Source organism: Nocardia citri (assembly GCF_054065835.1).
In genome coordinates, this window is sequence record NZ_JBSUQM010000001.1 from 188,626 (window position 1) to 213,571 (window position 24,946).

A 24,946-nucleotide genomic window follows, 5' to 3' on the forward strand; every position below is an offset into this window, starting at 1 on the left:
CCGTCGAGACTCGCGGCGTCGTCGCATGCGCTTCGACGACTCGGATACGAGACGGGCCCAACGGGTGCTCGTAAGTCTCGCTCCGTCGGGGCTGCGTTGGGATGCCGAGGTCGCGACCTGAGGGTTTGTATCCGCGAGTGATGCTGAATGTTCGAATCCGGACTGGATCTCGGCACCTCGACCCGCACGACATGCGTTTGGCCTTATATATCTGCTCGCGGCTGCGCGGGTCGCGCTGGCATATCGGTTGTGTGGGCTCGGTAAGCTGCTACTTCGTGGTTTCGCCCAAGTCCGAGGATGCAGCGTTGGATCGACGTACCCGATTGCTGGCCGCGGCCGCGGTCACGCTGGGACGGTTGTCCGATGTATTGACACCGTTGGGTGAGTTGTTCGCCACGCACGGGCATGAGCTGTACCTGGTCGGGGGCAGTGTGCGCGATGCGGTGCTCGGGCGGTTGGGGACGGATCTGGACTTCACCACCGATGCCAGGCCGGAGCAGGTGCAGGAGTTGTTGCGCGGGTGGGCCGATCATCTGTGGGATACCGGTGGGCTGGCATTCGGCACGGTGAGTGCGTCGAAGGCCGATCAGCAGTTGGAGATCACCACCTTCCGCAGCGATACCTACGACCGGGTATCGCGCAACCCCGAGGTCACCTTCGGTGATTCGCTCGACGGTGATCTGGTGCGGCGCGATTTCACGGTCAATGCGATGGCGGTGCGAATCGGGGCCGACGGGTCGCTGGAGTTCGTCGATCCGCTCGGCGGAATGGACGCGCTGCTCGCCGGCATACTGGATACGCCTGCGGCGCCGCAGGATTCGTTCCACGACGATCCGTTGCGGATGCTGCGGGCGGCACGTTTCGTCGCGCAGCTCGGCTTCGAACTGCGGCCGCGGGTGCGGGCCGCGATCGTCGCGATGGCGGGTGAGCTCGAGCGGATCACCGCGGAGCGGGTGCGCACCGAACTGGATAAGCTCATCGCCTCCGCGCATCCGATCGATGGCATCAATGTCATGTGCGAGACGGGTCTGGCCCAGTTGGTACTGCCCGAGGTGCCCGCGATGAAGCTGGAGATCGACGAGCACCACCAGCACAAGGATGTCTACTGGCATTCGCTGACCGTGTTGCAGCAGGCCATCGATCTGGAAGAGGGCGATCCGGATCTGGTGCTGCGCTGGGCCGCGCTGCTGCACGATATCGGCAAGCCCGATACCAAGCGCAATGAACCGGGCGGCGGGGTCAGCTTCCACCACCATGAGGTGGTCGGCGCGAAAATGGTGCGCAAGCGGATGCGCGCCCTCAAGTATCCCAAGCAGTTCACCGAGGACGTGGCCCGACTGGTGTTCCTGCACTTGCGTTTTCACGGCTATGGCAAGGGACAGTGGACCGATTCGGCGGTGCGCCGCTACGTCACCGATGCCAGTGACCTGCTACCGCGGCTGCACAAACTGGTCCGTGCCGACTGCACCACCCGCAATAAGCGCCGCGCTGCCGCACTGCGTGCCACCTATGACGAGTTGGAGTCGCGGATCGCCGGACTGCAGGCGCAGGAGGATCTGGATCGGGTGCGGCCGGACCTCGACGGCAACGCGATCATGGAACTGCTCGGTATTCCGGCGGGGCCGGAGGTGGGCAAGGCCTGGCGCTTCCTGAAGGAGTTGCGTCTGGATCGCGGACCGCTCAGCCGGGATGAGGCCGAGGCCGCACTGCTGGAATGGTGGAAAGCCCAGGGTTGAGCGGGAATTCGCCGGTCGATCAGAAGATGATCAGCGTGGTGCCCGCCACAATGGCAGAGCGGATCTGGGCCAAATCGAACGATCCGGTGATCCTGGTCAGTTCGATGCGGAATCGGACCAGATCACCCTCGCGGGTGGCGTGCACGATGCGCGCGTCGTTCGGTAGCCGATCCAGCAGGACCGTCGGCGCGGTCACCAGCTTCCGTGGGATCGGGATACCCAGCCAGTTCACGCGGTGGATATCGACGGTGAGCAGGTTGTCCCGTACCTGCGCCCGCACCAGCGCGCTGATCGGGTGTTTTCGATGCTTCGCCCGGATCAGTCCGCTCGTGGCCACGCCGAGTTTCCAGTCGCGCTGCTGGGTATCGAGCCAGCCCAGGAGCGTCTCGGTGGTGACGGTGCCGTTCAGATCCAGCTGCTGCACCCGCGCCCTGGTCGGCACTCCGGGCACCAGCCGGACGCCGTGCGCGATCACGGTGACCTTTTCGATTGGATAATCGTCCCAGCGCAGCCGGGACAGCACGGTCTTGGTCTGGAAGTGCGCGCCGCGCCTACGCACCTTCAGCACCTGCAGGGTCGCGTGCAGATCGTGGCCGAGCAGGGTGGCGCTGACCTCCTGGCCGCCGAACCGGCTGAGAATGCCCTCGCTGAGCACGGTCATCAGCACGTCCGGCATGAGTGCGGTTACGGTGCCCGCGCCGAAGTCGGCCAGTGGATCCACCCAGGCGGTGGTGTAGGCGAGCCATTGTTCGACCAGTGATTGATCGAAGAGGCGTTTACCTATGTCGACGGCCCGCATCGGTGACCATGACGTCGGATCGAAGTACGTGGCCATGATTGATCCGAGCGTACTTGGCGCCGACGCGCACGACCACGGTCGCGGCCGTGCGGATGTGGGCGATTGTGTGTATCCACGGAAGTGACCGGCCGCGGCGGGGTGGCGATTTCGTCCGTCGATACGGATCGATCGGCTCAGTTCGTCCGTGCGATGAGCCCGTATCCGCCACCGCCGGGCGTCTCGATGACCAGCACATCCCCGGGTTCGAGGTGTGCCGAATCCGCCCCGCGCAGGTCCTGCATCGTGCCATCCGCGCGCTCGATCCGGTTACGTCCCAGCGCTCCGGGCGCACCGCCCGCCATGCCGTACGGCGGCACCCGACGGTGACTCGACAGCGTCGAGACCGTCACCGCTTCGGTGAACCGCAGCCGACGCACCGCGCCGTCACCGCCACGCCAGCGACCGGAACCCCCACTACCCGCTCGCACCGCGAATTCCTCGAGCAGCACGGGCAGCCGCCACTCCAGCACCTCCGGATCGGTGAGCCGGGAGTTGGTCATGTGGGTCTGGACCACTGGAGCACCGTCGAAGCCGTCGCCCGCACCGGATCCGGATCCAACGGTTTCGTAGTACTGACTGTGATCATTGCCGAAGGTGATGTTGTTCATCGTGCCCGAACCCTCGGCCTGTACCCCGAGCGCCGCGTACAGGGCCCCGGTAATCGCCTGGGAGGTCTCGACATTGCCCGCGACGACCGCGGCGGGCGGCTCGGGCGCGAGCATCGAACCGGGCGGCACGATGATCCGCAGTGGTCGCAGGCAGCCGTCGTTGAGCGGGATATCGTCGGCGACCAATGTGCGGAAGACATAGAGCACCGCAGCGTTCGCAACGGCACAGGGCGCGTTGAAGTTACCTTCGAGCTGCGCTGAGGTACCGCTGAAATCGATGGTGGCGCTGCGGTTTTCCCGATCCACCGTAACCCGAACGCGGATGGTCGCGCCCAGATCGGTCTCATAGGCGTATTCGCCGTCGTCGAGCGCATCGATGACGCGCCGCACCGACTCCTCGGCATTGTCCTGCACATGCCGCATATACGCCTCGACGACATCGAGTCCGAAGTGCTCGATCATCTTTCGGACTTCCTCGACACCCTTGGCATTGGCGGCGATCTGGGCGCGCAGGTCGGCCAGATTGGTGGCGGGATTGCGGGACGGGTACGGCGCCTCGGTCAGCAGTCGCAGCGTCTCGTCCTCCCGGAACCGGCCGTCCTCGACGAGTAGCCAGTTGTCGAAGATCACGCCCTCCTCCTCGATGCGACGGCTGTTCGCGGGCATCGAACCGGGCGCGATACCGCCGATCTCGGCGTGATGACCGCGCGAGGCGACGTAGAACAGGAGCTGGGCGCCCGCGGTGTCGAAGACCGGCGTGATCACCGTGACATCGGGCAGATGGGTGCCGCCGTGATAGGGATCGTTGACCGCGTAGGTGTCGCCGGGACGTATGCCCTCGGCCTGTCTGCGCCGGATGACCTCCTTGACGCTGGTGCCCATCGAGCCGAGATGCACCGGAATATGGGGGGCATTGGCGACGAGATTGCCGTCCGGATCGAACAGCGCGCACGAGAAGTCCAGGCGTTCTTTGATATTGACCGACTGTGCGGTCGACTCCAGACGTGCGCCCATCTGCTCGGCGATGGACATGAACAGATTGTTGAAAACCTCGAGCAGCACCGGATCAGCCTCGGTGCCCGCCTGTGGTCCGGCCGCCGCCGCGATCCGGTCCATGATCAGATGTCCGAGGTCGTTCACCACGGCCTGCCAGCCATCGTCGACCACCGTGGTGGAGTTGGCCTCGGTGATGATCGCGGGCCCCCGCACCGTCCGACCCGGCACCAATTCCGCACGCCGATAAAGGAATACTTCGCACCGAGCGCCACCGGTATGCAGTGGCACCGATTCCGGCTCGCCTGTCGCTGCGGGCGGTCCAGCCAGGTCGGCGAGATCGGGTGGTTCGGTGAGTCCGGTCGCCTCGACCGAAAGCGCCTCGATCACGATGGGGCGATCCAGTACGAAGGAGTAGGTGCCGCGGTGGCGTTCGACGAAATCCGCTGCCATCGTCGCCGGTTCGGTGAGTTCGACGGTGAGCGTGGTGTCGGTGCCGTCGTAGCGCAGCTGGGCGCGCCGCACGACGCGCACCCGATGCGCGGGCACGTCTTCGCCGAACAGTTCGGCGCGCGCGATGGCTTCCAGATCGTCGGCGATCTCGACGACCCGATCCATCGACGCATCGTGCAGCGGCAACTCCACCGAACGCTCGCGCATGGCGGTGGTATCGGCGAGACCGATACCCAGGGCCGAGAGCACACCGGCCATGGGCGGCACCACAACGGTGCGAATGCCGAGGGAATCGGCCACCTTGCAGGCGAGTTGGCCGCCCGCGCCGCCGAAGGTAGTCAACGCGTATCGGGTCACATCGTGACCCTTCTGTACCGAGATCCGCTTGATGGCGGCGGCGATATTGGCGACCGCGATTTCGAGATAGCCCTCGGCGACCTGCTCCGGCGTGCGATCGTCACCGGTGCGCTTCGCGATTTCGGCGGCGAGTTCCGCGAATCGCTCGCGCACCAGCACATCGTCGAGCGGCGCATTGCCATCGGGCCCGAAAACCCGTGGAAAATGGGCGGATTGGATGCGGCCGAGCATCACATTGGCGTCGGTGACGGTCAGCGGGCCGCCGCCGCGATAACAGGCCGGTCCGGGGGCCGCGCCCGCGGAATCGGGTCCGACGCGGTAGCGGCTGCCATCGAAGTGCAGGACCGAACCACCACCCGCCGCGACGGTATGGATATCGAGCATCGGCGCGCGCAACCGGACACCGGCGATCTGCGTGATGAATACCCGCTCGTATTCACCCGCGAAATGCGATACGTCAGTGGAGGTTCCACCCATATCGAAGCCGATAACCCGGTCGTATCCGGCGAGTTCGGACATTCGCACCATGCCGACGATGCCGCCCGCCGGACCGGACAGGATGGCGTCCTTACCGCGGAACTGTCGGGCCTCGGTGAGTCCGCCATTGGACTGCATGAACATCAGCCGCACATCGGTGAGCTGGTCGGCGACCTGCTGGACGTAGCGGCGCAGCACCGGCGAGAGATAGGCGTCCACCACCGTGGTATCTCCGCGCGGCACCAGTTTCATCAGCGGGCTCACCTCGCTGGATAGCGAGATCTGCGAAAATCCGATCTCGCGAGCTACCCGGCCGATTGCCTGTTCATGTTCCGGATAGAGATGCGAATGCATGCAGACAACCGCGATGGCGCGAATACCGCTGTCGTACAACGGCTGCAATTCGGCCACGAGCGCGTCGAGATCCGGTGGAGTCAATACGGTGCCGTCCGCGGTGACGCGCTCGTCCACCTCGATCACATGCTCGTGCAATAACTCCGGCAGCACGATCTCCCGCGCGAAGATTCGTGGCCGATTCTGATACGCGATGCGCAGCGCATCGCGGAAGCCACGCGTGATGACCAGTACGGTGCGTTCCCCCTTGCGCTCGAGCAGCGCGTTGGTGGCGACCGTTGTGCCCATCCGGACGGCATCGATCTGGGCGTTTTCCGCGTCGGCGAGGATTTCGCGAATGCCCGCCACCGCGGAGTCGGCATAACGCGCCGGATTCTCCGAGAGGAGCTTGTGCGTGACGAGTTTGCCGTCGGGTCGGCGGGCCACCACATCGGTGAAGGTGCCGCCCCGATCGATCCAGAACTGCCAACCCGGTCCGGGCGCGACGGTCTCGCCCGTCATCGGGGCCGCCCGTGCGGTATGCGTATGCGCTGGTCGATCACATGCGCACCATACCGAATCACCGTCGGCGCGGATCCGAGCGCCGATCAGCGCGGTGGATCGAGTTTCGCGTGCATGAGATACACGTTGTAGCTGTCCCACGCCGAGATGGTGAAGTACAGATCCTCGCTCGTCGACCACGGATGGATGAAGCCGCCGTAAGCCTTCGGATAGTCGTCTGTCGAGACGAGCGCAACGCCATCGGTCCAGGTGCCCTGCGGGCTGGCCGCGGCGCGCATCACGATCGCGCCGCGCGCCGAATCCAGGTAGACCATCTGCCACTGTCCGGTGCCCTTGTCGAAGCGCACCGACAGTTCGCTGGCCATACCGAGAACCAAAGGCGTGGCCTGATTTTCGGCCGCGGGTGCCCAGGTCCCACCCACCCAGTACTGGTAGGCCGATTTGTTCAGCACCTCGGTCTTCGGCACCCTGGCCAGGCCGATGACACCGGCCCGGCCGTTGGGCGTGCCGAACATGTAGACGTAATCGCCCTGCGGCACCATGGCCGCCACCTGGAACCGGCCGAGCCCGAAGAAGTTGTCCCACCTGGTCCACTGATCCTTGACCCAGGTGCGGCCGTTGTCGTCGGAGTACGCGAGCCCGCCGTAATTGGTCGACCACAGACCCGGGATGCGGCTCCAGTGGTTCACCGACATATAGCTCATGAACTGGCGCTGTCCGATCGCGAATCCGGAGGTCGGGATGGTGGTCGTCTCCCAGTTCTTGATCTTGCGGCTGGACAGCAGTTCGGTGGCGTGGCAACGGCTGTCCTGCACCATGGTGTCGATGCTGAGGCCGTCGGCGAGGTCGTGGTCGGTGCTGTAGCCGAGCACATTGCTGCGCCAGTCGGGCCCGCCTACGCCGCCACTTTCCCAGCCCTCGCCGAAGGTGTCGCCGAAGACCACGGCGATTTCACCCGGTTTGGTCTCCCACATGATGCCGAGGTCGGTGCCGTCGACCTGCCAGCGCATATCGGTGCGATTCGCCGAACCGTGCCCGGTCACCTGACCGACCAGGTCCACCGACGCCACCAGTGGCGGGGCAACGGCGGCGGTCAGCGGTCCGGGTTGGGCCGGATGCACGATCGGCGGTGGTGCGGGTTGCGGTTGGACTCCGTCCTGACCGGGCACCGGGATCGGAATGGGTTCGATCTCCGGACGGAACTCGATGCGCGGCATGCGGATCGCAGCCGAACCCGAACCCGAACCTGAACCTGATCCGGATCCGGTGTCGGGCGCGCCTTCCGGGTCCGGATCGGTGGTCGGATCCGGCGGCTTCGGCGTGTCCCGAATATCCGGGCACGGATTGCGGCACGGGTCGGTGGGTAGCGGCTCCGGATCTATCCGGGTGTTGTCCGGCGGCGGATCGGGGACCGGAACCGGCGTGATCTCGGGAATCGGCACCGGAATATCGATCTGCGGGGGCAGCGGCGCAGGCGGCGGTGCATTCGGGTCCGGCTCCCGGTTCAACGGGTCGAATCCGATTTCGCCACAACTGTTCACCGGCGGCGGGGCCCACGGATGCTGTGCGGCCTGGGCGACGGGAGTGGGTACGGTCAGCGCACCGGCCAGCAGCACGCCGAGGACCGCAGGCGCACAGGGACACTTGGCCGCCGCGAACATCCGCGCACTGCTCGGCCGAAATCCCATTCGTTGGTGACTCCCTGTCGATTCGGGTCGATGGGAGATCAACTTACCGGACCGAATCGCGCGAAGGGGGGAACCGGATGGGACACAGTCGCGTCCAAACAGATTATGAACCAGATCGAGTACGTGTTCGGGACCGGAGACGGCACGGTCCACGTCTGGACCAGTCCGACGGATAGGGATGTATCCGGGTCAGGCGTCGGCGACGCGGTGGTACTCGATTTCGACGGCGACGGTTTGGTCGATGACGTGCTGTGGGATTCCCATGGCACCGGCATTGCCGATGTGGTCGGGCTGGATCTCGACGACGACGGTGTACTCGACCATTTCTTCACGGATCCGACCGGCAGCGGCACTTGGGATCACCAGATCACCGGCAGTCCGGCCGATGCGGGCAGCGAACACCTGGCCTGGATCGAGCGCATCGAGCCGGAGCCGGATCACTTCGCCACCGATGAATTCGGCGCGGACTTGTCGAATCACAATGAGCCGGTACAGGATTCGCGCTGGTCGCAACAGCAACCGATCGAACAGGTCACCCCGCTGCGGGATCACCGCACTTGGTCGGGCGATGAATCCGGCCACCCGACAACGCCGTTCAGCCAGTGACTGGCCTGCGCCGACTGTTCACGGAAATGGCCGCTATGCCCGCGCAGTAGATTCCGGCGCCGACGAGCACCACCGCGATCGATCGTCCATCCGTCGGGATCACCAATGCGGTGAGCGCGATCGCCAGCACGAACGCGATGTTGAATACCGTGTCCTGCAATGCGAATACCTGACCGCGTCTGGTGTCATCGATATCGATCTGCATGGTCGCATCGCCGGTCAGTTTGATGGTCTGCCCCGCGAGCCCGAACAGGAAGGCCGCGACCAGCAGCAATTGATGTGCTCGATGTGCCGCGGTGCCCGCCGTCGCGAGCGCGGTCGGGGTGACCAGTGTCAACTGGACCACAGTCGCGGTCAACAGCCCGAGCACCACCGTGCGCGACCGGCCGAGCCGCGGAATCAGCACCGGTGCGACGACCGCCGCCACCAACATCCCCGCCGCGGTACAGCCGATGGCCAACCCGAACCGGGTCAGCCCGGTATTCGCACCGCCGCCGTCGACGGGCGCCTGCCGCAGCACCAGCACCATGATCAGCGTGTTGGTGCCGAAGACGATCCGATGTGTGCCGATGCCGACCATCGCGGTGGTGACCTGGACCGCTCCCCAGACGGCGGCCGCGCCGTGACGCAGACCGGTCGCGATCGCGCGCACCGTACTGCCGCGCGCCGCGATCCCCGGGTCCGGACCCAGCACTGCGGCCCCGAATCCCGCCGCGAATACCGCACCGCAGACCGACCACACGGCACTGATCGCCACCGCGACGGCCGACGCGAAATCTCCGGCGCCGATCAACCCGATGATCGCGACCGCTGCGGCGGCACCCACACCGGCACATCCGGACGCTACCGTCGCGAGCACCGAGTTCGCGGGCACCAGCCAGTGCTGATCGAGCACCTTCGGCAGGGCCGCCGATACCCCCGAAAGCACGAATCGGCTGATCCCGACCACGGCGAGCGCGAGCAACAACAACGGCGTCGCGCTGCTGCCCGCCAAGAGCCCGACACTGACCGCAGCGATCAACACCGTCCGCAGCACATTGGCGACCAGCAGCACCGCCCGCCGATCCCAGCGGTCCAGTAGCGCACCGGCATACGGCCCGATCAGCGAATACGGCAGCAGCAATACCGCGAACGCGGCCGCGATGGCGAGTGGATCGGTCTCGCGTTCCGGGTTGAACAGAATGGCACCCGAGAGGGCCGCCTGAAACATGCCGTCGCCGAACTGACCGGTAAAGCGGATCAGCGCCAAACGCAATACGCCGGGACTCTCGCGCAGCACGGTCGGTAACGAAACCGGCCGCTCGTCCGCGGGAGTCGAGCCTTCGGGGCGACCAGTGGACACGTCCAGAGGCTACTGTGTTTCGATTTGCCGCGCCTGCGGCGCGGCTGTGTGCTTGGCCGCGCGGGCGCGGCGTGTTCGCGGACCGGAATGTCGACATCGCGCAGCGATTCGATGTGGGGTGGTCGTGCTCGGGCGGCGGGTGGGTGGCTGGGATCAAACACAATTGATCAGTGTGGAGATAGTTTCGCGCATATCGGGTGTCATCGGCAGATCCGCCACCGTCGCGGCATCGATCCAGGCGAAGGCGTCGTGTTCGCCGGGGGCCAGCGCGACCTCGCCCGGCTCTACCTCGACGATGAAGCTGTACTTGCGCACTCGGGGCTTGGTCCGGGTGGCGTAGTCGAAGTCGCCGAGGAACTCGGTGATCGCGCGCACGCGCAGCCCGGTCTCCTCGAACAGTTCCCGCACGACGCATTCGGCCAGGCTCTCCCCGGATTCGACGCCACCACCGGGCAGTTCGTACATGCCGCCGCGGTAGTCGTCCGGCACGCGGCGCACCACCAGGAGTTTGCGATCGCGGAATACCGCGACACCGACGACGAAGTCGCTGATCCCGTCGCGCTGTGCCGCATCGCGCAGTTGCCGCTCGATGCGTGCGAGCGTCTCGGTCCGCATCCCTTCGTCACCTCCGATTCCGTTGTGGCACATGATGTTACGAAGCTGCTGCGCGCGTCTGCTTGCCCCCCGTGCAGCGGTGGCGGATCAGGCCCACCGCCGATTCGATCAACCGGTCGGTACTGCTCGCCTGCCGTTCACCTACCGGTCGCTCGCGTAAAATGCCGAGTGCAGGACAATTTACTAGGAATTCGGAGTACCGCGTTGTAAGTGCTCCTACCCTGACAGGTGATCGGTGCACGGTCCCGAGAGGAGGACTAGGATGTCCACACTCACGACACCACACATCGATGTCCATCGCGGCGGCGATCGCATGAAAACGCGCGTGGCCTGGCTGGATTCGAAGCACTCGTTCTCTTTCGGCGAGCACTACGATCCCGACAACACCCATCACGGGCTGCTGCTCGTCAATAACGAAGATATTGTTTCCCCTGGTCAGGGCTTCGAAACCCATCCGCACCGGGATATGGAGATCGTGACCTGGGTGCTCGGCGGCTCGCTGGTGCACCAGGATTCGCTCGGGCACAGTGGCGTCATTTATCCCGGTCTGGCGCAGCGGATGAGTGCGGGCACCGGGATCCTGCATTCGGAGAAGAACGACTCCTGGCGGCTGGACCGCAGCATGGAACACGACGAGCCGGTCCATTTCGTGCAGATGTGGGTGGTGCCGGACGAACCGGGCCTGGAGCCGGGGTATCAGCAGTTGGAGATCGACGACGAATTGGCGCGCGGCGGCCTGGTGACCGTGGCCTCCGGCCTGCCCCGCTATCGCGATCGGACCGCGATCGCCATCGGCAGCAGCCATTCGGCGCTGCATGTGGCGCGGCTGGCGGGCGGCGGGGAAACCGAGCAGGTGATCGACTTGCCGGATGCGCCGTATCTGCATCTTTTCGTCGCCAGGGGCGAGGTGGAAATGGAAGGCGTCGGTCCGCTCTACGCGGGTGACGCCGTCCGCCTGACCAGGTCGGGTGGCCAGCGGGTGGTCGCCAACGGTCCCGCGGAGATTCTGGTCTGGGAGATGCACGCGCGGCTCGGTTCGATATAGCGCGCGCGGCATCGACAACCCAGCGAGTGCGATCAAAAGGCGACCGCGACGCACGCGCACCGGCTGAGAGGAAATCCCATGGCGCAATATCCGCCGCCCGGTCAATATCCACCACCGGGTCAGTACCCGCCGCCACCGGGTCAGGGGCAGCCGAACTATTGGCAGGAATCTCCGAAGCGCAAGGGCATGTCGATCACCGCCTTGGTGCTCGGCATTCTCGGCTTCCTGAGTTGCTGGACGCTGATCGGCGGCTATCTGTTCGGTGTCTTGGCGCTGATCTTCGGCATCATCGCACTGGTCAAGATCCGTTCCGGGAGTGCGGGTGGCGCCGGTATGGCGGTCACCGGATTGATCCTGGGGGCGCTCGCGCTGGTCGCGGCGATCGTGCTCAGCATTGTCGGCTGGAGTTTCTTCGTCGACTCCGGCGGCAAGGACTATCTGGACTGCGTGCAGAAGGCGGGCAACGATCAAACCAAGCTCAACGAGTGCCGGGATAAATGGCAGCACAGTATCGAGCAGAGCTTCAGCGTGACGCTCACTCCGCGCCCAACCCCTTGACGACACCCCTGATGCCGCTGACGAGCGACTGGCCGCCGCTTTTCGCACATATGCGGGTGGCGGCGATGACATCGCCGAGTTCGGGGCGGTAATCGCCCTCGGGTGGTGCGATCCAGATCCGGTAGCCGCTCTGCTCATCGGTCGGTGAGGGCAACACAATCCGGGTGCCCGGCAGCGCCACCGAGGCGCAGACCCGGAACAGCTCCGGAAACAGCGCCATATCCAGGTACGAGTTATCGGTCGGTCCGGTCAGGAAGGACCATCGGCTGGAGCGCGGATGCGCGATGATCGGTCCGGTCCGTCGGTGGGTGGCCAGCAGGTGGGCGTGCACCCGCTTGCCGAGTGCGGCGGGCATGACGACCGCACCGACCGCGCCGACTTCCAACAGGATTCGACCGAGCGCTGGATCCACGACGCCATATAGGCCGTTGTCCTTGCGATAGCGGCGACAGCGCGCCAATGCGTCCTGGGTCGCCGCGAAATCCTGGGCTGCCGGGTAGCTACCCGATTCCATGTGCGACGTACTCATGACGAACCTCGCCTCGACTCTGAGTGGATCGACGTGAAAACCAAAGTTGCCGCTGAAATCGACCCTAGACCGGCACAAGTTCCTTGACAATAGTCACACGCCAAGTAAATTTCCAGCGTACTATTTCCGGTCATGGCACCCGTTTCGCCAACCGTTGCTCGTTGGGAGCTGGTGCTGCGGCTGCGCGAATTGCGCGAACAGCGCGGCTTCGATTCGGCAACCTTCGCCAAGCGGGTCGGCTTCACCCCGGCCAACTGGTCGCACGTCGAAAAGGGGCGACGGGTGCTCACCACGAACACCATCGGCCCGGTGCTCGAACTGCTCGAGGTGGATGCCGAGGAACGCGGAGAATTGCTGACCCTGCTGGAGGCGAGTAAGCAGCGCGGTTGGTGGGCCAAATCGTCGGCGTTGATCGGTCCGGAACTGCAGCGGCTGTACGGCATGGAGTACGGCGCGCAGAGCATTCGCAGCTACGACAGTTTGGTTTTCCCGGGCCTGCTGCAGTCCGAGGACTACGCGCGAGCCCTCATCAGTGCCGATGTGATGATCCGGCCGGTTCAGGTCGAGCAATTGGTAGCCATCCGGATGCGGCGGCAGGAGCGGCTGCGCGGTAAGAGACCGGTCGAGCTGACCGCGGTCATCGGCGAGGGCACGCTACTGCAGCAGACCGGCGGGCCGGCGGTGCTGCGCGGGCAGCTGGAGTATCTGGCGAAGTCGATCGAGCAGCTCGACAATATCGAGGTGCGCGTCATCCCATTCGCGGCGCAGGCGGGTGCGGTGCTCGGCGGGTCCAGTTTCCACCTGATCGACTTCGCCGGTGAACAGCTGCCGACCTTCGCGTGGGCCGAGAGCGCGGTCTTCGGCGGGGCGGTCGACGACCCGGAACAGGTGCGCGATTTGAGCTTCGCTTACGTTCGCGCACTGGAACAATCGTTGAATCGTGCAGCATCATTGGCCCTGATCAGCAGGTATGCACAAGTGTAAAATCCTGCCCATGGCCACCACCGCTACCTTCCGGTCGGTTTTCACTGACTGGTTCACGTCGAGTCGATCGAACAACGGCAATCAGTGTGTCGAGGTCCGGTTCGACGGTGACGCGGTGCTCATCCGTGACAGCAAATACCGCCGCAACCCGGCCAACCGCCCCGCCGAAGAGCCCGTCATCACCGTCACCGCGAGCCTTTGGGCCTCGTTCATCCACCTACTCAACAGCGGCCGATCGCATAACGAGCTGATCGCAGATACTTGCGCCGACGGCAGCGCCACCCTGCGCCACGGCGATATCACCCTCTCCTACACCCCCGAAGAGTGGGATGCGTTTATCGCCGGCGCCCGCGACGGCGAATTCGATCGCATCATCCTGCCCGCCTGACCCTGCCACCCCGGCCGTAGCGATTGCTTGCGGGTCGCTCGAAACGACCAGCCCGCGCGGCCGGGGCCTACCTCGGCGACGGCGGCCTTCACCCCAGCTCTGCATACTGGAGATCGTGACTTCCGATCTGAGCAGTCCCTCCGGTATCGATCTGTCCCACCTCGACCGCGCGGTACGCGTGCAGGACGATCTGTTCGTCCATGTCAACGGCGGGTGGCTGGATACCTATGAGATACCGGCCGATCGTGCGGTCGACGGCGCCTTCCGGACGCTGTACGACCAGGCGGAGCTGGATGTGCAGACGATCATCCGGCAGGCCGCGGAATCGGCGGCCGAGCACGGCAGTGACGCGCGCAAGATCGGTGACCTTTACTCGAGCTTCATGGACACCGATACGGTGGCCGCACTCGGGCTGGCACCCATCGCTGGGGAACTCACCGAGATCCACGAGGTCGCCGACCGGACCGCCTTCGCCGCGCTACTCGGTCGCCTGCAGCGCACCGGTGTCGGCGGTGCGCTCGGCTTCTACGTCGATACCGACGATAAGGATTCCAACCGGTATCTGGTGCACGCCACCCAGTCCGGGATCGGACTGCCCGACGAGTCCTACTATCGGCAGGACGAATTCGCCGAGATCCGGGCCGAATACATCCGCCACATCGGCCGGATATTCACTCTGGCCGCCGCCGAACCGCAGATCGCCGCACTGCTGCCGGCCGATCTGTCGACGGTGGGACAGCGGATCTTCGAATTGGAGCGCAAGCTCGCGGCCGGACACTGGGATGTGGTGCGCCGCCGCGATGCCGAGTTGAGCTACAACCTCACCACTTTCGACGCGCTGGTCGCCGAGCATCCGGAATTCGATTGGCACGCCTGGACTGCCGCGCTCGCCGAGGGGATCGCCGAGTCCGGTCCCGATCTGTTCGCCGAAGTGGTTGTGCGCCAGCCGGACTATGTGCGCACCTTCGCCCAGACCTGGGCGGCCGAACCGCTCGCCGATTGGCAGGCGTGGGCGATCTGGCGGCTGTTGCGTTCGCGGGCGGCCTATCTCACCGATCCGATCGTCGAGGAGAATTTCGACTTCTACGGCCGCACCCTCACCGGGGCGCAGGAGAACCGGGAACGCTGGAAGCGCGGTGTTTCGCTGGTGCAGGATCTGCTCGGTGAGGCGGTCGGCAAACTGTATGTCGCCGAACACTTTCCGCCGGAGGCCAAGGCGCGAATGGTCGAGTTGGTCGACCATCTGCAGGAGGCCTACCGCCGCAATATCGCCCAGCTGGATTGGATGGGGCCGGATACCAGGGCGGCCGCGCTGGCCAAACTGGAGAAGTTCACCCCCAAGATCGGCTACCCGGACAAGTGGCGCGATTACTCCGCCATCGTCATCGTCCCCTCCGATCTGGTCGGCAACTACCGCCGCGGCTACGCCGCCGAACACGATCGTGATCTGAACAAGCTCGGCGGTCCGGTCGATCGTGGCGAATGGTTCATGACCCCGCAGACGGTGAACGCCTACTACAACCCGGGCATGAACGAAATCGTTTTCCCGGCAGCCATTCTGCAGCCGCCGTTCTTCGATATGCACGCCGACGACGCGGCGAACTACGGCGGCATCGGTGCGGTGATCGGGCACGAGATCGGCCACGGTTTCGACGATCAGGGCGCCAAGTACGACGGTGACGGCAATATGGTCGACTGGTGGACCGATGCCGATCGTGCCGAATTCGGCAAGCGCACAAAGGCTTTGATCGACCAGTACAGCGTGCTCTCACCCAAGGCGTTGTCCGACGACCACACCGTCAACGGCGAATTCACCATCGGCGAGAACATCGGTGACCTCGGCGGGTTGTCCATTGCGTTGGCCGCCTACCGGATTTCGCTCGAAGGCCGGCAGCCGCCGGTCATCGACGGTCTCACCGGTCTGCAGCGGGTCTTCTACGGCTGGGCACAGGTGTGGCGGACCAAGGCCAGGAACGAGGAGGCCATTCGCCGCCTGGCCACCGACCCGCACTCGCCGCCCGAATTCCGCTGCAATGCGGTGGTTCGCAATATCGACAGCTTCCACGAGGCCTTCGATGTGCAGCCGGGTGACGAGCTGTACCTGGAACCCGCACAGCGCGTCAAGATCTGGTAAGCCCGTGGCGGGCCGAGGGACGCCGGGCGTCAGCGCAGGCGTTCTTCGGTTTCGCCGTCGAAGAAGAAAATCTCGTCGAGTTTCGGACGTAGCCGCAGGCGATCGCCGAGGGCCACTCGGAAGCGCCGGTCCACCCGTGCCACCACCTTCCCGGAGCGGCTGTTCCATTCATCGGTGATGCCGTGGCTGTAGATGAAGGATTCGGCGCCGAGTTCCTCGAGCAGTTCGGCGGCCACGGCGAGGCTGTTATCGGTCTCGGTGGTGGTGTTCCAGGATTCCGGACGTATGCCGACAATGACCCGCGCGCCGGTTGCGGTGCGGGGCAAGGGGATGCGCAGCTCGCCCAGCGCCGCGACACCATCGCGAACCGGGGCGTCGAACAGATTCATACCGGGTGAGCCGATGAAGCCCGCGACGAAGGTATTGACCGGATCGTCATAGAGGTCACGGGGTTTGGCGATCTGCTGGAGTTTCCCTTCGCGCAGCACCGCGACCCGATCACCCATGGTCATGGCCTCGACCTGGTCGTGGGTGACGTAAACGGTGGTGGTGCCGAGCCGTTTCTGCAGCGCCGCGATCTGGGAGCGGGTGCTCACCCGCAGTTTCGCATCCAGATTGGACAGCGGTTCGTCCATGCAGAAGACCTGAGGTCGGCGCACGATGGCGCGCCCCATCGCGACGCGCTGGCGTTGTCCGCCGGACAGTTTCGCCGGTTTGCGGTCGAGCAGATGCTCGAGCTCGAGCATCTGCGCCGCCTCCTGCACCCGAACCGCGGTATCCGCCTTGTTCATTCCGGCATTGCGTAGTGCGAAGCCCATGTTCTGTGCGACGGTCATATTCGGATAGAGCGCGTAGCTCTGGAATACCATCGCCACATCGCGGGCGCGCGGCGGCAGTCCGGTGACGTCCTTACCGTCGATCAGGATGCGGCCCGTAGCAACGGATTCCAGTCCAGCCAGCATCCGCAGACTGGTCGATTTGCCACAGCCCGACGGGCCGACGAGGACGATGAATTCCCCGTCGGCGATATCGAGTTCCAGGTTGTCGACGGCGGGCGCCGGCGCACCGGGATACAGATGCGTCACCCCGTCGAAGTGCACTGTTGCCACGGCGTCGATCTCCCTCTTCGTCAGTACTACTTGGGTAGCTTCGGCGTGATCTGCCGGTCGATAATGGCCTGCAGCTGACTGGCCACAGTGGCGAAGGCCGTGGTCGGATCGGCATTCTGCAGACCGATCTGCTCCAGTCCGGTGCCGATGATCTGGTCGCCGCCCGGCACGAACACCCGCGCGTAATCCTGCGATTTGGTGACCGCGAGCTGCTCGATGGCAACCTTCGAATTGGGATTCTTCGCCAGGAAGTCGACCTCGCTCGGATCGGTCACCGCGGACTTGCGTACCGGCATGTACCCGGTGCCCTGCGAGAAGTAGGCGGTATTGGCGGCATTGGTGATGAACTCGATGAACTTCAGCGCGTTCACCTTCCGCTGATCCGAGATCCGCGCCGGAATCGCCAGTCCGGCACCGCCGGTGGTGACGCCGGGACCGCTGGGATGCGGCAGGAAGGCGGTGCCGAATTCGAGTTTGCCCTCGGCATTCTTCTGGATGCCCTTCAGATCGCCGGTGGAGGCGATGGTGGAGGCGATGACGCCGGTGCCGAAATCGACGGCGATCTGCGGTTTGATGCCCGCGTACTTCTTGGTGTGGATCATATCGCGTAGGAATTGGCCCGCCGCAATGGTTTTGGGGTCGGTGAACTTCAGCGTCCAGTGATCGGAGTAGGCACCACCGAAAGTCCAGTTCGGGCCCTGGAAGGTCCAGGCCAGATAGTTCTTGGCGTCACCCCAGCCATGTGCGAGCTTGCCGTCACCGACCAGGGACTGGATCTTCGGGCCCCATTCGTCGAACTCCTGCCAGCTCTGTGGACCGCGGTCGGGCAAACCGGCCTTTGCCCAGACGTCCTTGTTGTAGTAGAACAGCGGCGTCGAGCGCGCGTACGGCAGTGCGTAGTGCTTACCGTTGAAGACGTAGTCGGCGGCCAGCGAATCGACATAGTCGTCGAGCGTGACTCCGGCGTCGGCGAAGTGCGAGTCGAGCGGTTCGATGGTGCCGTTGAGCGCGTAGTTGAACCACCAGACATCCGACAGCACAACGACATCGGGCAGTTCACCGCCGGAGAGCGCCGCGTTGAACTTCTGCGACACCTCCTCGTAGTTCTTACCCGCATCGACCAGATTGACCCTCAGATCCGGATACTTCGCCTGGAACCGGTTGATCAGCTCGGTCTCGAGTTCCTTCGAGGTGCCGGGGTGATTCGACCAGAAGGTAATGGTGTTGGCGTCACCGGACTGCTTGCCGCCTCCGCCGCTGCCCGCACATGCGGTCAGTGCGGCACCCGCCGCGAGCGCACCCGCCAGGCCGATGAATGCGCGCCGCGGCAGTGCCGGAAATGGTGAAGTGGACACGGTTTCTCCTTGTCTCGGTCTCTCGTAGCGATTCCGTGCGGGGTGGCGGGTGGCCTCAACCCTTCACCGCACCCGAGGTGAGGCCCTTGATCATGTGGCGCTGTAGCAGCAGGAAGACGATGAGGATCGGCAGCATGGTCAGCAGCGTCCCCGCCATCACCGGTCCCCAGTTGGTGACGCTCGGATTCTCGGTGTTCTGTAGGAGAGTCAGGCCGACCGGCAGCGTTGCGACCCTGGTGTCGTCGGCCATCAGGAACGGCCAGAGGTATTCGTTCCATTCGTTGACCAGCGTGACCACCGCGAAGGCCACCATGGTCGGCCCGGACATCGGCAGCACCACCCGGGTGAGCAGGCGCCACCAGTTGGCACCGTCCATCCGGGCCGCCTCGATCACCTCCGAGGGCAGCGAGAGGAAGTGATTGCGCATCAAGAAGGTGCCGAAGGCGACCCCGCAGAGCGGAACGATGATGCCCTGGAAGGTATTTCGCCAGCCCAACTGGGCGATCAGCGTGTAGTTGGAGATCACCGTGATCTGGTTGGGCACCATCAGCGCCGCGATGATCACCAGGAACACCAGGGTCTTGCCCGGAAAGCGCAGGAAGACCAGGCCGTACGCGCTGAACACCCCGAGCACGAATTTCACCAGCGCGATGATTCCGGTGATGATCAGCGAATTGCGCAGGAAGGTCCAGAACGGCAGCGTGGTGATGGCGTCCGCGTAGTTCGCCGGATGCCAACTGTGCGGCCAATACACCGCGGGCTGGGTGTAGATATCCGGACGCGCCTTGAAGGAGGTGATGAAGATCCAGAACAGTGGAACACCGACGATGATCAGCACGCATACCATCGCGGCGTAGCCGAGCACGGTTACCGCGTGCTGTCTGCGGCGATACGAAAGTGTCGCTACGCCGCGTATATCGCGGCCTTCGCGGGTCGCTGCGTGGTTACGCGAGCTACCTCCTTCGCGCCCGTCGCTACGGCTGGCATGTTTCACTGCTCGCCCCGATCCATGATGCGCACCTGGACCAGCGTGACGACCAGCAGCACGAGGAACATGATGGTGGCGACCGTCGCACCGTAGCCGGCCCGGAAGTTGCGGAAGGACTCCTGGTAGACCTGGTAGACCATGGTCGTCGTGCCGGTCCCGAGTGGCCCGCCGCGGGTCATCACATTGATGATGTCGAAGACCTGCAGCGAGTTCAGCAGTACGGTGATGGACAGGAAGAATGTGGTCGGGCGCAGTTGCGGCAACAGCACTTTGGTGAAGGTGGTCGCGCGGCTCGCCCCGTCCATCTCGGCCGCCTCCATGAGATCGGCGCGAGTGCCCTGCAGCGCGGCCAGGTAGATGACGAACGTATAGCCGAGGTTCTTCCAGATATAGGTGACCGTCACCATGAACAGCGCCCAGTGCGGGTCCTGATAGAAGTCCGGTACCCGGTCGCCGCCGATGCGGTGCAGCACATCCTGGATCAGCCCGAAGCTGGGATCGAAGATGAACTGGAAGGCAACGCCGATGGCCGCGCCGGAGATCACGAACGGCGCGAAGATGGCCGAGCGAACCACATTGCGGCCGAACAGTTTACGGTCCAGCAGCAGGGCTAGCGCCAGACCGAGCACCATGCTGCCGACCACCGCGGCCACGGTGAAGACCACCGTATTGGTGACGATCTGCCAGGAGTCGTCTCGACTCCACCACTCCCGGTAGTTCGCGAAGCCGATGTAGGTCACGAAGCTGTCGGAGATATTGAAGTCGGTGAACGAGAGCCGGATATTGTCGGCCAGCGGGCGATAGACGAACAGCGTCAGCAGCACCAGATTCGGCCCGAGCAACACCAGGAAAAGCGCGTAGTCCTGCCACGGCCGATTGCGCAGTCCACGCCCGCGCGGTTGGGGCAGCACTCGCTCAGGCCTGGTTCGCACGGCCGCGACTTTACGGCGCGCAGCAAGCGACCGGTTAACGATGAACGCCGATATGCTGAACTTCTCGCGAGCTCCCCTGCCGCCGCGAACCTTTTGCCGGTCGTGAGGTGCCGTGAGAATTTCGTCGCGGGTCGACGGTCGTGTCGGTGGCTGGTTTCTGGGCGTACCAGGCGAGTTACCCATGTTTTCCCGAAATCAGTTGTCGCGTTCCGCCCTTACGGGAGATCATCCGGCAACTGGTCTACCGTCCGGCGAACGCGGCAACATCGGGAGTGAACTGAAAGGTGAAATAAATGAACTCAGCCCAGGGCGCGAGCTCTGGGCTGAGTTGGGTTCGAGCAGGGCCGGACCAGTGGGACCGCTGCTAGTCGTTCCAGTCGCCGTAGCCGTCGCGGGAGTTCAGGGTGCCGCCCTGGGTGTTCTGGACGATGACCGGGTCGCCCTTCTTGGCGTTCTCGAAGAACCACTTCGCGTTCTCGGTGCTGACATTCAGGCAGCCGTGGCTGGCGTTCGAAACACCTTGCTGCGCAACCGACCACGGCGCCGCGTGGACGAAGATGCCGCTGTTGGAGATCCGGGTGGCGTACTCGACTTCGACCTTGTAGCCCTCGGGATCAGTGGTCGGCACACCGTAGGTGGATGAATCCATGGTCATCTTGCGCAGCTGTTCGCCGACGAAGTAGGTGCCGTTCGGAGTTTCGTGCTTGGTCTTGCCCATCGAGGTCGGCATCGTCATGATCTCCTCGCCGTTGCGGGTGATCGTGATGGTGTGGGTGTTGTCGTCGGCGGTGGTGATGAAGGCATCACCGATCCGGTATGCGGTGCGGGTGCCGCCCGCCTCCACGGTCACATCGGTATTGGCCGGCCAGAACTCGTTCGGCCGCCAGCGCACCTGCTTGTCGCTGAACCAGTAGAAGTGGCCCGGCGCCGGATTCGAGGAAGTGATCTTGATGGCCTTTTCGGCGGTGGCGTGATCGGTCACCGGATCCTGGAAGTTGATGATGATCGGTTGCGCGACGCCGACGGTCTCGCCGTCGCCGGGGCTGATACTCGGTGGCGCGAAGTTCGCCGTGACGCCCTGCTCGGTGCCAGGCGAGGAAAAGGAGCCGCTGCCCGGCAGTACCGGATCGGCCTGAGCCGGCGCGACGGCGGTGATGCCGACCGCGGCGATCGCCGCCGACAATAGGATGCCCTGCCGGAGTCGGCGGGCCAGGGCTCCCCGACGAGGAGCAGTCGACGTCCCGGTGTGCAAAGCGGCAAGCATAGGTTTCTCGTCCAATCCATCTCTCGCCTACGCCGATGGCGCGGTGAGATTTCTCATCGGTGTGAAGCTCGCAGGGTGGTTCCGCGAAGACTCTTCGTGGATTCCGCGCAAACGCCCACGGAAAATCGGCGCGGGGAAACACGAAGCAAGCCCACGGGTATTGATGACGCACCCGACCCTGGCGTCCTTCCTACCGTCCAGGGCCATCGGAGGCCACCAGCTTTTCTGATTGATAGGTATTGATAGAAAAATGTGTCGAGTGACACATATGTCATATGGGTCATCGTTATTCATGAATGAGCCGGTCAGGTCGGGGGATTCGATGTCCCGGGATGGCTGTCAACCCGGACGGCCGCGTAAAGTGCCAAACCCCTTCGTGATATAAATCACGCAATAACGTCGAATGGGATCGACCGATGCGGTCCCGTCGCGATGTTGTGTGGCACCGACAGCGGCGCCCGCCCGCGTGCATACCGCGGCGGCAATCGCAGCCGCAGTCGAGTGAGAATCGTGGCGAGAACGATCCGGAGTTCGAAATCGGCCAGCGACGCCCCGACACACCGTCGATGGCCGCCACCGAATGGTGCCAATTCATGCGGCCGGTATGTGCGCTCGATGAACCGCTCGGGCCGGAACAGCTCCGGATCCGTCCACACGGCGGGATCGGAGTGCAGCAGCGACACCGCGAGACCCATGGTGTCGCCCGCCGCGAGCTCGACACCGCGCAATGCGAACGGCCCGGTCAGCCTGCGCAGGACGATCGGTACCGCAGGGTGCAGCCGCAATGTCTCCTGGCACACCGCGTCCAGGAACGGCAGCTTGGCCAACTCGAGCGCGGTGGCGTCGGGTCCGGCCGCATGCAGTTCGGCGCGCAGGCGCCGCAGCGCCGCGGGCTCCCGATGCAGATGGAACAGCGCCCACACCAGACTGGTCGCGGTGGTCTCGTGTCCGGCGACCAGCAGGGCGCGCAATTGTTGGCACAGATCGTCATCGGTGATCGCGGTGCCATCGTCATAGCTGGTCGCGAGCAATAGGCCGAGAATGTCGGCGCCAGCGGCGACCGGCCGACGCCGTGCGATATCGGTCAGGATCAACTCGTCCAGCCGCTCGCGCGCGGTCAGGAACCGATCCCACGGCGCCCGGCCGAACAGCCCGCGGCGCAGTGCGGGCACCAGCATGAGCGGTCCCGAGTAGGTGGTGAGGAATTCCGCGACCGCCGCGGTGTATTCGGCGCGGTGCTCGTGGCCGTCCACCCCGAATACCGCCGCCAGAATCACCCGCAGGGTGATAGCCCTGGCCGCCGCGCGCGAGTCGATGCGGGTGCCCGGTGTCCAGGCCGGGCGGGATTCGCCTGTGCTGCCACATATTTCGGCAAGGGTGGATTCGCGGATGAGTTCGCCGTATGCGCGGATCCGTGCACCGTGGAATGCGGGTGCCAGCAATGCCCGATCGCGTCGGTGGCGTTCGCCCGCGGCCAGGATGAGCGAGGCGGAACCGACCAGCGGTTCGATCGGATTCGGTCGCGGCGGTTCGAGCAGCCGGATCGGCGCGCGGAAGAGTTCGCGGGCACCGTCGGCCGTACCGGTGAACAACACCGCGCCGAAACCGGGAAACCGCACATAGAACGGATCGCCCTCGCGTTCGCGGCGCCACCGGAAGTACCGCTGGAAATCGATGCCCGCCGCCAACGCGTGCGCCACCACCATTCTCGGCACGCGCGGCGTCGAAGGCGCGGCGTCCAGCGCCGTGTCATCGGTTGCGCCCGCGTGCCCCATATCCATAGCTACGAATTCACGGTGGTCCCGGTTCGACCGGCCCCCTCGGGCGCACCCTGCGCACCGTAGTGCTCGCCAGGGCGGCCAAGCGTGCGAGCCGGGCATCCCCGAGCGCGGTCACCGCATTGCCGAGCCGGTTGGTGACGAAGGCGATCGACATGCCGAGTTCGGGATCGGCGTAGGCACCCGAACCGCCGAGTCCATAGTGGCCGAAGGCATTTCGTGGCTGCTGCTTGGACATCACCACCGGACGGTGATAGCCGAGGGTGAATTTCAGCGGCACTCCGAGCACATAGTCGCGGCTGTCGGCCCGCTGGGTCTCATTGATGGTCACGATCGTTTCCGGTTTCAGGAACTGCACCGCCTCGATGGCGTGACCACCGCGTTCGGGATCCAGGGCCTCCACCCGACCGTCATTCGCAAGGGCCCCATACATTCTGGCCAGCGCGCGTGCCGAGAAAACGCCGTTCCAGCCCGGCATCACCGCATCGTGCACGCGCGGATCGCGCACGAGTTCGTCGAAGCTCTCCGGCATCCCCGCCTCGGCGAGCCCGCGCACCGGGCGCACCCACGACAACACCGATGACGCGGTATTCCAACGGATTCCGGGTGGATTCAGATGCGGAAAGATCTTGGCGATCCGATAGCGCTCGGATTCCGGTACCTGGAACCAGAATTCGTCGTAGCCGAGCGGCTCCGCGATCTCGCGCCGCACCACATCGGTGAACAAATCACCCGTGACGCGCTGCACGATCTCGGCCACCAGCCAGCCGAAGGTGATCGCGTGATAGCCCGATGTGCGGATGCGACGCGGGTCGGCCGGACTCTCGGCCAGCGCCGCTACTACGGCGTCGTAGTCGAGGATGCCCTCCCGGCCGGGGACCAGGCCGCGCACCCGATGCAGTCCGGCCCGGTGCGAGAGCACATCGCGCACCGTGATGTCGGCCTTGCCGTGTGCGCCGAATTCCGGCCAGTAGGCGGCCACCGGCGCGTTGTAATCGATCAACCCACGCTCGGCCAGTCGGTGCAGCACGGTCGCGGCGACGCCCTTGCCGGTGGAGAAGGTGAGCGCCACATTGTCGCCGTTCCAGCGCCGATCCTTGGCCGCCCAGCCCGCCCAGATATCGACGACCGGGCGACCGTCGAGATAGATCGACAGGGCGCCGCCGCCGCGCGTCGGCTGGGTGAACATATGGAAGAAATGGTCCGCGAGGCGAACAAACCTCGGATCGACGAGCATCTCCCGTGGCGCGGCTGGCCACCGGTCCGGTTCGGGGAAGGCAGAAGCCACGGGTGATACCTCCTGCGGGCTGGCTG

At 64.9% G+C, this 24,946-nt stretch carries 20 protein-coding genes; 7 read left to right on the forward strand and 13 right to left on the reverse strand.

Translation table 11 applies throughout. The annotated features are described in order from the left end of the window. The first annotated feature begins 305 nt into the window (after window positions 1–305). On the forward strand, window positions 306–1,736 hold the full coding sequence (locus ACW2Q0_RS01005; protein ID WP_457185098.1) for a CCA tRNA nucleotidyltransferase: 1,431 nt from the start codon (window positions 306–308) through the stop codon (window positions 1,734–1,736). A gap of 19 nt (window positions 1,737–1,755) precedes the next feature. On the opposite strand, the gene ACW2Q0_RS01010 is transcribed toward ACW2Q0_RS01005, so the two are convergent. The 3 genes from ACW2Q0_RS01010 to ACW2Q0_RS01020 all read right to left on the reverse strand — a co-directional run bounded on the left by ACW2Q0_RS01010 (window position 1,756) and on the right by ACW2Q0_RS01020 (window position 7,978). Continuing rightward, complete coding sequence (locus ACW2Q0_RS01010) at window positions 1,756–2,571, reverse strand: hypothetical protein (RefSeq protein ID WP_457185100.1); 816 nt, start codon at window positions 2,569–2,571, stop codon at window positions 1,756–1,758. A gap of 137 nt (window positions 2,572–2,708) precedes the next feature. After that, window positions 2,709–6,317 (reverse strand): hydantoinase B/oxoprolinase family protein, encoded by a 3,609-nt coding sequence (locus tag ACW2Q0_RS01015; RefSeq protein ID WP_457185104.1) that lies wholly within the window; start codon window positions 6,315–6,317, stop codon window positions 2,709–2,711. Between the two features lie 86 nt (window positions 6,318–6,403). Beyond that, window positions 6,404–7,978, reverse strand: a complete 1,575-nt coding sequence (locus ACW2Q0_RS01020) for a DUF4185 domain-containing protein (RefSeq protein ID WP_457185106.1) — start codon at window positions 7,976–7,978, stop codon at window positions 6,404–6,406. Between the two features lie 132 nt (window positions 7,979–8,110). Between ACW2Q0_RS01020 and ACW2Q0_RS01025 the strand changes: the two genes are divergently transcribed. Continuing rightward, window positions 8,111–8,611 carry a hypothetical protein gene (locus ACW2Q0_RS01025; RefSeq protein WP_457185108.1) on the forward strand — a complete coding sequence of 167 codons (501 nt, stop codon included), beginning with the start codon at window positions 8,111–8,113 and terminating at the stop codon, window positions 8,609–8,611. Here the strand turns inward: ACW2Q0_RS01025 and ACW2Q0_RS01030 are convergent. Together ACW2Q0_RS01030 and ACW2Q0_RS01035 are read right to left on the reverse strand one after the other, a co-directional pair. Then, window positions 8,601–9,953, reverse strand: a complete 1,353-nt coding sequence (locus ACW2Q0_RS01030) for an MFS transporter (protein ID WP_457185110.1) — start codon at window positions 9,951–9,953, stop codon at window positions 8,601–8,603. The genes ACW2Q0_RS01025 and ACW2Q0_RS01030 overlap by 11 nt on opposite strands. A 153-nt stretch (window positions 9,954–10,106) precedes the next feature. After that, window positions 10,107–10,568, reverse strand: a complete 462-nt coding sequence (locus ACW2Q0_RS01035) for an NUDIX hydrolase (RefSeq protein WP_457185112.1) — start codon at window positions 10,566–10,568, stop codon at window positions 10,107–10,109. Window positions 10,569–10,830: 262 nt separating this feature from the next. Between ACW2Q0_RS01035 and ACW2Q0_RS01040 the strand changes: the two genes are divergently transcribed. Together ACW2Q0_RS01040 and ACW2Q0_RS01045 are read left to right on the forward strand one after the other, a co-directional pair. Next, window positions 10,831–11,613: a pirin family protein gene (locus ACW2Q0_RS01040; protein ID WP_457185114.1), complete on the forward strand. Its 783-nt coding sequence runs from the start codon at window positions 10,831–10,833 to the stop codon at window positions 11,611–11,613. Window positions 11,614–11,691: 78 nt separating this feature from the next. Next, on the forward strand, window positions 11,692–12,171 hold the full coding sequence (locus ACW2Q0_RS01045; protein WP_457185115.1) for a DUF4190 domain-containing protein: 480 nt from the start codon (window positions 11,692–11,694) through the stop codon (window positions 12,169–12,171). On the opposite strand, the gene ACW2Q0_RS01050 is transcribed toward ACW2Q0_RS01045, so the two are convergent. Continuing rightward, entirely contained in the window at window positions 12,149–12,700 is a 552-nt protein-coding gene (locus tag ACW2Q0_RS01050) for a hypothetical protein (protein WP_457185117.1), read from the reverse strand. The genes ACW2Q0_RS01045 and ACW2Q0_RS01050 overlap by 23 nt on opposite strands. A 132-nt stretch (window positions 12,701–12,832) precedes the next feature. Between ACW2Q0_RS01050 and ACW2Q0_RS01055 the strand changes: the two genes are divergently transcribed. The 3 genes from ACW2Q0_RS01055 to ACW2Q0_RS01065 all read left to right on the forward strand — a co-directional run bounded on the left by ACW2Q0_RS01055 (window position 12,833) and on the right by ACW2Q0_RS01065 (window position 16,206). Beyond that, on the forward strand, window positions 12,833–13,684 hold the full coding sequence (locus tag ACW2Q0_RS01055; protein ID WP_457185119.1) for a Scr1 family TA system antitoxin-like transcriptional regulator: 852 nt from the start codon (window positions 12,833–12,835) through the stop codon (window positions 13,682–13,684). A 10-nt stretch (window positions 13,685–13,694) separates the two neighbouring features. Then, the gene (locus ACW2Q0_RS01060; RefSeq protein ID WP_457185121.1) at window positions 13,695–14,072 is read left to right on the forward strand and encodes a DUF397 domain-containing protein; all 378 of its coding nucleotides are present in this window, start codon (window positions 13,695–13,697) and stop codon (window positions 14,070–14,072) included. Window positions 14,073–14,187: 115 nt separating this feature from the next. Further along, complete coding sequence (locus ACW2Q0_RS01065) at window positions 14,188–16,206, forward strand: M13 family metallopeptidase (RefSeq protein ID WP_457185123.1); 2,019 nt, start codon at window positions 14,188–14,190, stop codon at window positions 16,204–16,206. A gap of 29 nt (window positions 16,207–16,235) precedes the next feature. On the opposite strand, the gene ACW2Q0_RS01070 is transcribed toward ACW2Q0_RS01065, so the two are convergent. The 7 genes from ACW2Q0_RS01070 to ACW2Q0_RS01100 form a co-directional block, all read right to left on the reverse strand. Next, window positions 16,236–17,315: an ABC transporter ATP-binding protein gene (locus tag ACW2Q0_RS01070; RefSeq protein WP_457185125.1), complete on the reverse strand. Its 1,080-nt coding sequence runs from the start codon at window positions 17,313–17,315 to the stop codon at window positions 16,236–16,238. A 26-nt stretch (window positions 17,316–17,341) separates the two neighbouring features. Next, window positions 17,342–18,670, reverse strand: a complete 1,329-nt coding sequence (locus ACW2Q0_RS01075) for an ABC transporter substrate-binding protein (RefSeq protein WP_457185127.1) — start codon at window positions 18,668–18,670, stop codon at window positions 17,342–17,344. Window positions 18,671–18,725: 55 nt separating this feature from the next. After that, a complete protein-coding gene (locus ACW2Q0_RS01080; protein WP_457186039.1) occupies window positions 18,726–19,517 on the reverse strand; it encodes a carbohydrate ABC transporter permease in 792 nt (263 codons plus the stop codon). A 143-nt stretch (window positions 19,518–19,660) separates the two neighbouring features. Beyond that, window positions 19,661–20,590, reverse strand: coding sequence for a carbohydrate ABC transporter permease (locus tag ACW2Q0_RS01085; protein WP_457185129.1), 930 nt, complete (start codon window positions 20,588–20,590; stop codon window positions 19,661–19,663). Between the two features lie 364 nt (window positions 20,591–20,954). After that, window positions 20,955–21,854, reverse strand: coding sequence for a L,D-transpeptidase (locus tag ACW2Q0_RS01090; protein WP_457185131.1), 900 nt, complete (start codon window positions 21,852–21,854; stop codon window positions 20,955–20,957). A gap of 386 nt (window positions 21,855–22,240) precedes the next feature. Then, window positions 22,241–23,635 (reverse strand): cytochrome P450, encoded by a 1,395-nt coding sequence (locus ACW2Q0_RS01095; protein ID WP_457185133.1) that lies wholly within the window; start codon window positions 23,633–23,635, stop codon window positions 22,241–22,243. Between the two features lie 10 nt (window positions 23,636–23,645). Continuing rightward, a complete protein-coding gene (locus ACW2Q0_RS01100) occupies window positions 23,646–24,869 on the reverse strand; it encodes a serine hydrolase domain-containing protein (protein WP_457186041.1) in 1,224 nt (407 codons plus the stop codon). Between the last annotated feature and the right edge of the window lie 77 nt (window positions 24,870–24,946).